Origin of the sequence: Pseudomonas sp. K8 (assembly GCF_014889455.1) — a bacterium.
Classification (GTDB): Bacteria; Pseudomonadota; Gammaproteobacteria; order Pseudomonadales; family Pseudomonadaceae; genus Aquipseudomonas; species Aquipseudomonas veronii.
Map to the genome: position 1 here is coordinate 159884 of NZ_VJWO01000005.1, position 13162 is coordinate 173045.

General features: G+C 62.7%; 11 protein-coding genes and 1 pseudogene. 10 read left to right on the forward strand and 2 right to left on the reverse strand.

From position 1 onward, the window contains the following. The first annotated feature begins 29 nt into the window (after positions 1–29). On the forward strand, positions 30–2249 hold the full coding sequence (locus tag INT12_RS05820; RefSeq protein WP_108526685.1) for a primosomal protein N': 2220 nt from the start codon (positions 30–32) through the stop codon (positions 2247–2249). Here the strand turns inward: INT12_RS05820 and INT12_RS05825 are convergent. Continuing rightward, complete coding sequence (locus INT12_RS05825) at positions 2246–2509, reverse strand: hypothetical protein (RefSeq protein ID WP_169884389.1); 264 nt, start codon at positions 2507–2509, stop codon at positions 2246–2248. The genes INT12_RS05820 and INT12_RS05825 overlap by 4 nt on opposite strands. On the opposite strand from INT12_RS05825, the gene argS reads away from it, so the two are divergent. The 9 genes from argS (at position 2480) to INT12_RS05870 (ending at position 12981) form a co-directional block, all read left to right on the forward strand. Then, complete coding sequence (argS, locus tag INT12_RS05830; RefSeq protein ID WP_017849869.1) at positions 2480–4216, forward strand: arginine--tRNA ligase; 1737 nt, start codon at positions 2480–2482, stop codon at positions 4214–4216. The genes INT12_RS05825 and argS overlap by 30 nt on opposite strands. A 1-nt stretch (position 4217) precedes the next feature. After that, positions 4218–4919, forward strand: a complete 702-nt coding sequence (locus INT12_RS05835) for an SPOR domain-containing protein (RefSeq protein WP_193039632.1) — start codon at positions 4218–4220, stop codon at positions 4917–4919. Between the two features lie 272 nt (positions 4920–5191). Further along, complete coding sequence (hslV, locus tag INT12_RS05840) at positions 5192–5722, forward strand: ATP-dependent protease subunit HslV (protein ID WP_010563201.1); 531 nt, start codon at positions 5192–5194, stop codon at positions 5720–5722. Positions 5723–5760: 38 nt separating this feature from the next. Next, positions 5761–7098, forward strand: coding sequence for an ATP-dependent protease ATPase subunit HslU (gene hslU / locus INT12_RS05845; protein ID WP_017849871.1), 1338 nt, complete (start codon positions 5761–5763; stop codon positions 7096–7098). Positions 7099–7245: 147 nt separating this feature from the next. Continuing rightward, positions 7246–7623, forward strand: coding sequence for a gamma-butyrobetaine hydroxylase-like domain-containing protein (locus INT12_RS05850; RefSeq protein ID WP_057003631.1), 378 nt, complete (start codon positions 7246–7248; stop codon positions 7621–7623). Positions 7624–7872: 249 nt separating this feature from the next. Then, on the forward strand, positions 7873–9552 hold the full coding sequence (gene phaC / locus INT12_RS05855; RefSeq protein WP_193039631.1) for a class II poly(R)-hydroxyalkanoic acid synthase: 1680 nt from the start codon (positions 7873–7875) through the stop codon (positions 9550–9552). A 163-nt stretch (positions 9553–9715) separates the two neighbouring features. Next, the gene (gene phaZ, locus INT12_RS05860; RefSeq protein ID WP_017849874.1) at positions 9716–10561 is read left to right on the forward strand and encodes a poly(3-hydroxyalkanoate) depolymerase; all 846 of its coding nucleotides are present in this window, start codon (positions 9716–9718) and stop codon (positions 10559–10561) included. An 88-nt stretch (positions 10562–10649) separates the two neighbouring features. Next, positions 10650–12332, forward strand: a complete 1683-nt coding sequence (phaC, locus tag INT12_RS05865) for a class II poly(R)-hydroxyalkanoic acid synthase (RefSeq protein ID WP_104904087.1) — start codon at positions 10650–10652, stop codon at positions 12330–12332. 28 nt (positions 12333–12360) lie between these two features. Next, positions 12361–12981, forward strand: coding sequence for a TetR/AcrR family transcriptional regulator (locus INT12_RS05870; protein WP_017849876.1), 621 nt, complete (start codon positions 12361–12363; stop codon positions 12979–12981). A 23-nt stretch (positions 12982–13004) separates the two neighbouring features. Here INT12_RS05870 and INT12_RS05875 read toward each other — a convergent pair. Further along, positions 13005–13145: pseudogene (locus tag INT12_RS05875) on the reverse strand (DNA-binding response regulator); the annotation flags it as partial. Between the last annotated feature and the right edge of the window lie 17 nt (positions 13146–13162).

A 13162-nucleotide genomic window follows, 5' to 3' on the forward strand; every position in this document is an offset into this window, starting at 1 on the left:
CATCACCCTCCTTTATAGAGAACCCCTGCGTGCCCGACGCCATTTTGCGCCTAGCCCTGCCCTCGCCCCTGCGCCGCCTGTTCGACTACCGGGCCCCGGCCGGCGTGCTGCGGGCGCAGTTGCAGCCAGGCATGCGGGTGCGGGTGCCGTTCGGGCGCAGGGAAATGATCGGCATCCTGGTGGAGGTGGCCGATCACAGTGAAGTGCCGGCGGAAAAGCTCAAGCCGGCCGTGGCCATCCTCGACACCACGCCGCCGCTGCCGCCGGCGTTGTTCAAGCTGTGCCTGTGGACCGCCCAGTATTACCAGCACAGCCTGGGCGACACCTTGAGCTGGGCGCTGCCGGTGCTGCTGCGCCAGGGCGAACTGGCCGAAGCGCGCCAGGAACGCTTCTGGTCGACGGTGCCCGGCGCCCGTCTCGACGACCCGCGCATCGCCCGCGCCCCGCGTCAGCGTGACGCCCTGGCGACACTGGCGCAGCATCCCCATGGCGTGGCCCATCAGCTCTTGAGCAAGCTGATGCTGAGCAAAGACAGCCTCGACCTGCTGCTCGCCAAAGGCCTGGTGCAGGTCGAGATCCGCAAGCACGCCCCGGACCCGCGCCATGAACACTGGCTGGCCCAACCGGAATTGCCGCTGAACCCCGAGCAACGTGCGGCCTATGAAGCCATTCGCGCAGGTTTTGACTGCTTTCACGCGTTCCTGCTGGCCGGCGTGACCGGCAGCGGCAAGACCGAAGTCTATCTGCAGTTGATCCGCGAAACCCTGCAAGCGGGCAAACAGGCGCTGGTGCTGATCCCCGAGATCAACCTCGGCCCGCAAACCCTGGCGCGTTTCGAGCAGCGTTTCAACGCACGCATCGCCCTGGTGCATTCGGCGGTCAACGACCGTGAGCGCCTGGAGTCGTGGCTGGCGGCGCGGGACGGCGAGGCCGACATTATTATCGGCACCCGCTCGGCGCTGTTCACCCCGATGAAAAACCCCGGGCTGATCATCATCGACGAAGAACACGACGGTTCGTACAAACAGCAGGAAGGTCTGCGCTACCACGCCCGCGACCTGGCCCTGGTGCGGGCGCGTCAGGAAGACATTCCGATCGTGCTGGGTTCGGCCACGCCGTCCCTGGAAAGCCTGCATAACGCCTACACCGGCCGCTATGGCCTGCTGCGCCTGAATGAGCGCGCAGGCGGCGCCAAGCAACCGCGCTTCCTACGCCTGGATGTAAAAAGCCGGCCATTGGACAGCGGTATTTCCGGGCCGATGCAACAAGCCATCGGCCAGACCCTCGCCGCCGGCCAGCAAGTCCTGGTGTTTCTCAACCGTCGCGGCTTCGCGCCGACCTTGCTGTGCCATGACTGCGGCTGGATGTCCGAATGCGAACGCTGCGATGCGCGCATGACCGTACACCAGCGCCATGGCGAGTTGCGCTGCCATCACTGCGGCCATGTGGAACGAGTACCGCGCCATTGCCCGCAATGCGGCAAAGTCGACCTGCGACCGGTCGGCGCGGGCACCGAACGCGCCGAAGAACGCCTGGGCATTCTGTTCCCGGACTACCCGGTACTGCGGGTCGATCGCGACAGCACCTCGCGCAAGGACGCGATGAACCAGCTGTTCGCCACCATCCAGAAGGGCCAGCCGTGCATCCTGGTAGGCACGCAGATGCTGGCCAAGGGGCATCACTTCCCACGGGTGACCCTGGTGTCGATCCTGGATGCCGACGGCGGCTTGTTCTCCGGCGACTTCCGCGCCAGCGAGCGCATGGCGCAGTTGATCGTGCAGGTCGCCGGCCGTGCCGGGCGCGCCGAGGAGCCGGGCAAGGTGATCATCCAGACCCACCTGGCCGACCATCCGCTGCTGATCCAACTGACCGAACAAGGTTATTTCGCGTTTGCCGAGCAGGCCTTGAGCGAACGCCGCGCCGCCGGCCTGCCGCCTTTTGCCCACCTCGCGCTGCTGCGCGCCGAGGCGCACAAGCCAGGGCAGGCGGAAGGTTTTCTCGATGAAGCCTGCAGCACTGCCGAGCGCCTGCTCGGCGAGTTGGGCCTGAGCGGCATCGAATTGCTCGGCCCGGTGCCCGCGCCCATGGAACGCCGCGCCGGACGCTACCGCGCTCAGCTACTCTTGCAGGCAACGTCCCGCGCACCGCTGCATCGGCTGTTAAGTAGCTGGTTACTTGCGCTGGAGCAAATGCCCAGCGGTCGCCAGGTGCGATGGTCGTTGGATGTGGACCCGGTCGACTTGTACTAGCCCTGTAAGAGCGAGCTTGCTCGCGAAAACCCCGAGAGCGCCGCGTAAACCCGAATATCCGCGTTATCGTTGACGATTTTCGCGAACAAGCTCGCTCCTACAGTGGGCAGGATGCCCTTAAAAAGCCCCGCAGGTCTGGAACGGTTGGCAAGCCCGCCCTCGCCACGGATAATGCCCAGTTTTTCCACCTGCGCATCGCGCGCCACCGCTTGCGGTCGAAAGAGAACACCATGAAAGACACCATTCGCCAGCTGATCCAACAAGCCCTCACCCAACTCGTCAACGAAGGTGTGTTGCCTGAAGGCCTGACGCCGGCGATCCAGGTGGAAAACACCCGCGACAAGACCCACGGTGACTTCGCCAGCAACATCGCGATGATGCTGGCCAAGCCGGCCGGCATGAAGCCGCGCGACCTGGCGGAGAAAATCATCGCCGCGCTGCCGGCCGACCCGCAGGTGAGCAAGGCCGAAATCGCCGGCCCGGGCTTTATCAATGTCTTCCAGAACACCGAGGCCCTGGCTTCGCGCCTGGACGCGGCGCTGGCCGATGCCAAAATCGGCGTGCGCAAGGCCGGCCCTGCCGAGCGCGTGGCCATCGACCTGTCGGCGCCCAACCTGGCCAAAGAGATGCACGTCGGCCACCTGCGCTCGACCATCATCGGCGACGGCGTGGCGCGGGTGCTGGAGTTTCTCGGCGACACCGTGATCCGTCAGAACCACGTCGGTGACTGGGGCACCCAGTTCGGCATGCTGATGGCCTACCTGCAGGAAAACCCGATCACCAGCAACGAGCTGTCGGACCTGGAAAACTTCTACCGCGCCGCGAAGAAGCGTTTCGACGAATCCGAAGCGTTCGCCGACCGCGCCCGCGGCCTGGTGGTCAAGCTGCAAGCCGGCGACAAGGAATGCCTGGAGCTGTGGTCGCGTTTCCGCGATATCTCGCTGGCCCACTGCCAGCACATCTACGAACTGCTCAACGTCAAGTTGACCATGGCCGACGTCATGGGCGAAAGCGCCTACAACGACGACCTGATCAACGTGGTCAACGACCTCAAGGCCAAAGGCCTGCTGGTAGAAAGCAACGGCGCGCAGTGCGTGTTCCTCGAAGAATTCAAGACCGCCGAGGGCGAGCCGCTGCCGGTGATCATCGTCAAGGCCGATGGCGGCTACCTCTACGCCACCACCGACCTGGCCGCCGTGCGCTACCGCAGCGGCGTGCTCAAGGCGGATCGCGCGTTGTATTTCGTCGACCAGCGCCAGGCCCTGCACTTCCAGCAGGTGTTCGAAGTGGCGCGCCGCGCCGGTTTCGTCACGCACCCGATGCACATGGAACACATGGGCTTCGGCACCATGAACGGCGCCGACGGCCGCCCGTTCAAGACCCGCGACGGCGGCACCGTGAAACTGATCGACCTGCTGAACGAAGCCCAGGAACGTGCCTACAACCTGGTGAAGGAAAAGAACCCAGAGCTGGCGGACGCCGACCTGCGCAACATTGCCCGCGTGGTGGGCATTGGCGCGGTGAAATACGCCGACCTGTCCAAGCACCGCACCAGCGACTACAGCTTCAACTTCGAGCTGATGCTCAACTTCGAAGGCAACACCGCGCCGTACCTGCTGTACGCCTACACCCGCGTGGCCGGGGTGTTCCGCAAGCTGGGCAAGGACTTCAGCGAAGTGCAAGGGCAGATCGTATTGCAAGCGCCCCAGGAACAGGAACTGGGCGCCAAGCTGGCGCAATTCGGCGAAGTGCTGAACAGCGTCGGCGAGAAAGGCACGCCGCACATCCTCTGCACTTACCTGTACGAAGTCGCCGGGCTGTTCTCCAGCTTCTACGAGAACTGCCCGATCCTCACCGCCGACGACGAAGCCCACAAGCAGAGTCGCCTGCGCCTCGCCGCACTGGCTGGACGGACCCTCAAGCAAGGCCTGGAACTGTTGGGCCTGGAAACTCTGGAGCGTATGTAAGTTGGCTGCCAAGAAAAAACCTGCACCCAAGCGCGGCGCCAGCCGCTACCAGGCACCGGCGAAGAAGCCCATTCCGGGCTGGTTGTGGATGGCCATCGGCCTCACGGTCGGCGCGTTTATCGTATTTCTGATGAAGCTGGACCCCGGCCAGGGCGATGACGTCAAACGGGTCAAACAGGAGCAGCAAAAAGCCACGAAAATGGCCGAGGCCAACAAGACCGCGCCAAGCCCGACCGCGCCGGTGAAGCCCAAGTACGACTTCTACACCCTGCTGCCGGAATCGGAAGTGATCGTGCCGCCCGACGCCGTGCCGGAGAAAACCCTGCCGACGCCGCAAGTACCGACCACACCGGTCACCCCGGCGGAAGCGGCCAAAATCGACACGGCACGGGCCCAGGCCGCGCTGGCCGGGATCACCCCGCCGCCACCGCCGCTGGTTGCGACCACCAAGGCCGCGCCGGTGACCAAGTTCTTCCTGCAGGCGGGCTCGTTCCCGAAACAGGCGGACGCCGATCGCGTGCGTGCACAGATCATCCTGCTGGGCCAGGCGGTCACGGTGGAGTCCGGCACGGTGAAGGAGGCGACGTGGTATCGCGTGTTGGTGGGCCCGTTCAGCAACCGCGAGCAACTGACCGTGGCACAGAAACAATTGGCCGGCGCGGGCTTTAGCAACCTGTTGTTACAACAGCGCCAGAGCCGCTGACCTAAAGCCAACACCAATCAAAATGTGGGAGGGGCGGTGCGACGATTCGACTTGCCCCCGATAGCGATAGATCAGTCAATATTTTCGGCGACTGGTACACCGCGATCGGGGGCAAGCCCCCTCCCACATTGGTTTTGGGCGGTTCTCGAGAGGGTGTCAGACCAATAGACACCATTCGTCCGTACCAACCTCCCAAGGTTGAAATCATCCCCGCTACCCCCATATCAGTTCCCACCAGGGCATTTTCGCCCCGCTGCGTGGAGACTCTCCCCTTGACCACCATCGTTTCAGTACGTCGCCACGGCAAAGTCGTCATGGGCGGCGACGGCCAGGTTTCCCTTGGCAATACCGTGATGAAAGGCAACGCGAAGAAAGTGCGTCGCCTGTACCACGGCCAGGTGCTCGCAGGCTTTGCCGGCGCCACCGCAGACGCCTTCACCCTGTTCGAGCGTTTCGAAGGCCAGCTGGAAAAACACCAGGGCCACCTGGTTCGCGCCGCCGTCGAACTCGCCAAAGAATGGCGTACCGACCGCTCCCTCAGCCGCCTCGAAGCCATGCTGGCCGTTGCCAACAAAGACGCGTCGCTGATCATCACCGGTAACGGCGATGTGGTTGAGCCTGAACACGGCCTGATCGCCATGGGCTCCGGCGGTGGCTATGCCCAAGCGGCAGCCAGCGCACTGTTGAAGAAAACCGACCTGTCGGCCCGCGAAATCGTCGAAACCGCCCTGGGTATCGCTGGCGATATCTGCGTGTTCACCAACCACAACTTCACCATTGAGGAGCAGGACCTCGCCGAGTAAGCCGTAGGCTTATTCCCGCTTGAGGACCGCCAAACATTATGTCCATGACTCCCCGCGAAATCGTCCATGAACTCAATCGCCATATCATCGGCCAGGACGATGCCAAGCGCGCCGTTGCCATCGCGCTGCGTAACCGCTGGCGCCGGATGCAACTGCCGGAAGAACTGCGCGTTGAAGTAACGCCCAAGAACATCCTGATGATCGGCCCGACCGGCGTCGGTAAAACCGAAATCGCCCGGCGCCTGGCCAAGTTGGCCAATGCCCCGTTCATCAAGGTCGAAGCGACCAAGTTCACCGAAGTCGGCTACGTGGGCCGCGACGTCGAGTCGATCATTCGTGACCTGGCCGACGCTGCCTTGAAGCTGCTGCGCGAACAGGAAATGACCAAGGTCAGCCACCGCGCCGAAGACGCCGCCGAAGAACGTATCCTCGACGCCCTGCTGCCACCGGCGCGTATGGGTTTCAACGAAGAAGCCGCGCCAGCCTCGGACTCCAACACCCGCCAGCTGTTCCGCAAACGCCTGCGTGAAGGCCAGCTGGACGACAAGGAAATCGAGATCGAAGTCGCCGAAATGTCCGGCGTCGACATCTCCGCGCCGCCCGGCATGGAAGAAATGACCAGCCAGTTGCAGAACCTGTTCGCCAACATGGGCAAGGGCAAGAAGAAAAGCCGCAAGCTCAAGGTCAAGGAAGCGCTGAAACTGGTGCGCGACGAAGAAGCCGGGCGCCTGGTGAACGAGGAAGAACTCAAGGCCAAGGCTCTGGAAGCGGTCGAGCAGCATGGCATCGTGTTTATCGATGAGATCGACAAGGTGGCCAAGCGCGGTAACTCCGGTGGCGTCGACGTGTCCCGCGAGGGCGTACAGCGCGACCTGCTGCCGCTGATCGAAGGCTGCACCGTCAACACCAAGCTGGGCATGGTCAAGACCGACCACATCCTGTTTATCGCCTCCGGTGCGTTCCACCTGAGCAAGCCAAGCGACCTGGTGCCGGAGCTGCAAGGCCGCCTGCCGATTCGCGTGGAGCTCAAGGCGCTGACCCCGGGCGACTTCGAACGCATCCTCAGCGAGCCGCACGCCTCGCTCACCGAGCAATACCGCGAGCTGCTGAAAACCGAAGGCCTCGCCATCGAGTTCCTGCCGGACGGCATCAAGCGCCTGGCGGAAATCGCCTGGCAGGTCAACGAGAAGACCGAGAACATCGGCGCCCGTCGCCTGCATACCTTGCTGGAGCGCCTGCTCGAGGAAGTGTCGTTCAGCGCCGGCGACCTGGCCGGCGCGCAGAATGGCGAAGCCATCCAGATCGACGCCGCCTACGTCAACAGCCACTTGGGCGAATTGGCGCAGAACGAAGATCTGTCTCGCTATATCCTGTAAGCCTCACACAGCACTGCTTTGCTTCAATGTGGGAGGGGGCTTGCCCCCGATGGCGGTGTGTCAGTCAGCATCCATCTGTCTGACCGACCGCCATCGGGAGCAAGCCCCCTCCCACATTTTGAAGCCGGTTTATTCAGGATCTCATCAATGTCGAAATTTCCTACTGCTGTAAACCTGCACAAAACCTCCAACACCCTCGGCCTCACCTACGGGCCCGACGAGGCCTACCAGTTGCCCGCCGAATTCCTACGGGTACATTCGCCTTCCGCCGAAGTCCAGGGCCACGGCAAACCGATCCTGCAATTCGGCAAGCTCAACGTGCGCTTGAACAAGATCGAACCGGCCGGTCAGTACGCACTGAAATTGATCTTCGACGACGGACACGACAGCGGATTGTTCACCTGGGACTACCTCTACCAACTGGCCGTGCGTCAGGACGCGCTGTGGGCCGATTACCTCGCCGAACTCAAAGCGGCCGGAAAAACCCGCGACCCGGATCAGTCAGTCGTGCGGCTGATGCTCTAGTCCAGGCTTCTTGCGCTTTAGAGGGCATTTTCTAATTCCATCTGCTTGAATGCCCACTCCTGTGGCCAACGATTGGCCCGCTTGCGAAAAAAATTAAACTCGGGTAACCAATGGAACTGGCAAGTTCCCTGCATTTGACGATGCGGTATCAACGGTCACCCGAGTCGCAGTACCTGGCTTGTGTTGTGTATCGAAACGTGGTGCGCAGCGGTACCCGGTACTCGTCTTTCGGACAATGGAGCGTCGTAGATGAGTAACAAGAATAACGATGACTTGAAACGCCAGGCCTCGGAAAACACCTTGGGGCTGAACCCGATCATCGCGTTACGTAAAAAGGACTTATTGGCCTCGGCGAAGATGGTGCTGAGCCAAGCCATCAGACAACCGTTGCACAGCGTCAAGCATGTCGCCCACTTTGGCGTCGAATTGAAAAATGTGATGTTCGGCAAGTCCGCGCTGGTGCCCGAAAGCGATGACCGTCGCTTTCACGACCCGGCCTGGAGCCAGAACCCACTCTACAAGCGTTACCTGCAAACCTACCTGGCGTGGCGCAAGGAACTGCACGACTGGATCGGTGACAGCAACCTGTCGGAACAGGACATCAGCCGCGGTCACTTCGTGATCAACCTGATGACCGAAGCCATGGCCCCCTCCAACACGGCAGCCAACCCGGCGGCGGTCAAGCGCTTCTTTGAAACCGGCGGCAAAAGCCTGCTCGACGGCCTGTCCCACCTGGCCAAGGACATGGTTCACAACGGCGGCATGCCGAGCCAGGTCAACATGGGCGCGTTTGAGGTCGGCAAGTCCCTGGGCACCAGCGAAGGTTCGGTGGTGTTTCGCAATGACGTGCTGGAGCTGATCCAGTACAAGCCGATCACCGAACAGGTCCACGAACGCCCGCTGCTGGTGGTGCCGCCGCAGATCAACAAATTCTATGTCTTCGACCTGAGCCCGGATAAGAGCCTGGCGCGCTTCTGCCTGCGCAACGGCCAGCAGACGTTTATCGTCAGCTGGCGCAACCCGACCAAGGCCCAGCGCGAGTGGGGCCTGTCGACCTATATCGAGGCGCTCAAGGAAGCGGTCGATGTGGTCACCGCGATTACCGGCAGTCAAGACATCAACATGCTCGGCGCCTGCTCCGGCGGCATCACCTGCACCGCCCTGCTCGGCCACTACGCGGCGCTGGGGGAGAAGAAGGTCAACGCCCTGACCCTGCTGGTGAGCGTGCTGGACACCACCCTGGACACCCAGGTGGCGCTGTTCGTCGACGAGCAGACGCTGGAAGCGGCCAAGCGCCACTCCTACCAGGCCGGCGTGCTGGAAGGCCGCGACATGGCCAAAGTATTTGCCTGGATGCGCCCCAACGACCTGATCTGGAACTACTGGGTCAACAACTACCTGCTGGGCAACGAGCCGCCGGTGTTCGACATCCTGTTCTGGAACAACGACACCACGCGCTTGCCGGCGGCATTCCACGGCGACCTGATCGAACTGTTCAAGAACAACCCACTGGTGCGCGCCAATGCCTTGGAAGTGTGCGGCACGCCGATCGACCTCAAGCAGGTCACGGCCGATATCTACTCATTGGCCGGCACCAACGACCACATCACGCCGTGGCAGTCCTGCTACAAGTCGGCGCAGTTGTTTGGCGGCAAGGTGGAGTTTGTGCTGTCGAGCAGCGGGCATATCCAGAGCATCCTCAACCCGCCGGGCAACCCCAAGGCCCGCTACCAGACCAGCGACGGCCTGGCGGGCAAGCCGCTGGAATGGCAGGAAAATGCGACCAAGCACACCGACTCGTGGTGGTTGCATTGGCAGGCGTGGCAGGCGGAGCGGGCGGGCAAGTTGAAGAGGGCACCGACGACATTAGGCAATAAAACCTACGCCGCAGCCGAAGCGGCACCGGGTACCTATGTGCATGAACGCTAGAGCACACTTTTTCGGGATTGAAATGAGATCAAATGTGGGAGGGAGCTTGCTCCCGATAGCGGTGTATCAGTCACCAGATCCATTGACTGACCGAACGTCATCGGGAGCAAGCCCCGTCCCACACTGACCTCACTCGGACTGCAATACTTCACAGGGCTTGAGCATGCCGCAACCGTTCATCTTCCGCACCATCGACCTGGATGGCCAGACCATCCGCACGGCGGTACGCCCGGGCAAGTCGCACTTGACGCCACTGCTGATCTTCAACGGCATCGGCGCCAACCTCGAGCTGGTGTTTCCGTTCGTCCAGGCCCTGGACCCGGACCTGGAAGTGATCGCCTTCGATGTGCCGGGCGTGGGCGGCTCGTCGACACCCAAGCGGCCGTATCGCTTTCCCGGCCTGGCCAAGCTCACCGCGCGGATGCTCGATTACCTGGACTACGGCCAGGTGAATGCGGTGGGCGTGTCCTGGGGCGGCGCGTTGGCGCAGCAGTTTGCCTACGACTACCCGGAGCGCTGCAAGAAGCTGATTCTCGCCGCGACCGCCGCCGGTGCGGTGATGGTGCCGGGCAAGCCGAAAGTGCTGTGGCTGATGGCGAGCCCGCGGCGCTATATCCAGCCGTCTCACGTGGTGCGTATTGCACCGATGATTTATGGCGGTTCGTTCCGCCGCGATTCGAACCTGGCCGCCGAACACGCGAGCAAAGTGCGCTCGGCCGGCAAGCTGGGTTACTACTGGCAACTGTTCGCCGGGCTGGGCTGGACCAGCATCCACTGGCTGCACAAGATCCGTCAGCCGACCCTGGTGCTGGCCGGGGACGACGACCCGCTGATCCCGCTGATCAACATGCGGATGCTCGCCTGGCGCATTCCCAACGCACAGCTGCACATCATCGATGATGGCCACCTGTTCCTGATCACCCGCGCCGAAGCCGTGGCGCCGATCATCATGAAATTTCTCGAGGAGGAGCGCCTGCGCGCGGTGATTCATCCCCGTCCGGCGGTGTAAGGACCACACCGCCGCGCAACTTGCCGAGAACCGACTATGGTTCTGAATTGGCGTGCCTGTTGATGACTTGACGAAGGAGTGTTGGCTCATGCGAGAACGACCCGTGACGAACCCGGCGCCCACCCCTGCCGTGTTCATCAATGCGCAAAATGCGATCACCGGCCTGCGCGGCCGGGACTTGCTGTCGACCCTGCGCAGCGTCGCCGCCCACGGCTTGCGCAACCCGGTGCATACCGCTCGTCATGCCCTGGCCCTGGGCGGTCAACTGGGGCGCGTGTTGCTGGGCGAAACCGTGCATGAACCCAACCCCCACGACAGCCGCTTCATCGACCCGACCTGGGCCCTCAACCCGCTGTACCGACGCAGCCTGCAGGCGTACCTGAGCTGGCAGAAGCAAACCCGCAGCTGGATCGATGACAGCACCCTGAGCGCCGATGACCGCGCCCGCGCGCACTTCGCGTTCACCCTGATCAACGATGCGGTATCGCCCTCCAACACCTTGCTCAACCCGCTGGCCATCAAGGAACTGCTCAACTCCGGCGGTAACAGCGTGGTGCGCGGCGTGAGCAACCTGTTCGAAGACATGCTGCACAACAACGGCCTGCCGCGCCAGGTCAGCAAACACGCCTTTGAAGTGGGCAAGACCGTCGCCACCACGCCAGGCTCGGTGGTGTTTCGCAATGAGCTGCTGGAGCTGATCCAGTACAAGCCCATGAGCGAAAAGCAGTACGCCAAGCCCCTGTTGATCGTGCCGCCGCAAATCAACAAGTACTACATCTTCGACCTGAGCCCGGCCAACAGCTTCGTGCAGTACGCCCTGAAAAACAGCCTGCAGACCTTCATCGTCAGCTGGCGCAACCCGGATGTGCGCCACCGCGAATGGGGCCTGTCCACCTACGTGGCCGCGCTGGAGGAAGCACTCAACGTCTGCCGCGCGATCACCGGCGCCCGCGAGGTCAACCTGATGGGCGCCTGCGCCGGCGGCCTGACCATCGCCGCGCTGCAAGGCCACCTGCAAGCCAAGCGCCAGTTGCGCCGCGTCGCCAGCGCCAGCTATCTGGTGAGCCTGCTCGACAGCCAGATCGACAGCCCCGCCACCCTGTTCGCCGACGAGCAAACCCTGGAAGCCGCCAAGCGCCGCTCCTACCAGCAGGGCGTGCTGGACGGTCGCGACATGGCCAAGGTATTTGCCTGGATGCGCCCCAACGACCTGATCTGGAACTACTGGATCAACAACTACCTGCTGGGCAAGGAACCGCCGGCCTTCGACATCCTGTACTGGAACAACGACAACACGCGCCTGCCCGCCGCCCTGCATGGCGACCTGCTGGACTTCTTCAAACACAACCCGCTGAGCCATCCCGGTGGCCTGGAAGTGTGCGGCACGCCCATCGACTTGCAGAAGGTCACGGTGGACAGCTTCAGCGTGGCCGGGATCAACGACCACATCACGCCATGGGACGCGGTGTACCGCTCCACGCAGTTGCTGGGCGGCGAGCGGCGCTTCGTGCTGTCCAACAGCGGGCATATCCAGAGCATCCTCAACCCGCCGGGCAACCCCAAGGCCAACTACGTCGAGAACCTCAAGCTGAGCAGCGACCCACGCGCCTGGTACTACGACGCCAGCCACGTCGAAGGCAGCTGGTGGCCCGAGTGGCTGGCGTGGATTCAAGCGCGCTCGGGCGTACAACGCGAAACCCTCACCGCCCTGGGCAACCAGAATTACCCACCGATGGAAGCAGCGCCAGGCACTTACGTGCGGGTCCGCTGAGCTCAACGATCCTATTTAAGAAGACCGGATGAAAACCCGCGACCGTATCCTTGAATGTGCCCTGCTGTTGTTCAACCACAAGGGCGAACCGAACGTGTCGACCATGGAGGTGGCCAATGAAATGGGGATCAGCCCCGGCAATCTCTACTACCACTTCCATGGCAAGGAACCGCTGGTGCTCGGGCTGTTCGAGCGTTTCCAGAGTGAGCTGGCGCCCCTGCTCGACCCACCGCCGGGCGCGCAACTGGAGGCCCAGGATTACTGGCTGTTCCTGCACCTGATCGTCGAGCGCATGGCCCATTACCGGTTCCTGTTCCAGGACCTGTCGAACCTGGCGGGACGCCTGCCGAAACTGGCAAGGGGCATTCGCCACCTGCTCACGGCGCTCAAGCGCACCCTGGCGTCATTACTCGCACGGCTGCAGGCGGCGGGGCAGTTGGTCAGCAGCACCCAGGCGCTGGGCCAGTTGGTGGAGCAGATCACCATGACCCTGCTGTTTTCCCTGGACTACCAACGCATTCTCGACCGTGAAGGCGAGGTGCAGGTGGTGGTCTACCAGATCATGATGCTGGTCGCGCCGCACCTGTTGCCAGCGGCGCGGGAAACCACGGAGCGCCTGGCGCTGCGCTATATGGACGATCCGGGTTAAACGTGTGCCTTACAGGCACTGCGTCATTGAGGCTCACCGAACTGTCGAGTGAACTTGAACAGCTCGCAGTCACTTCTGATCCCCAACTTTCGATAAGCCGATTGTTTTTGCGTACTGATCGTACTTGCACTGCGCGAGAACCGTGCGGCAATCGAATGGACTGACCGATCATAAAAGCGCC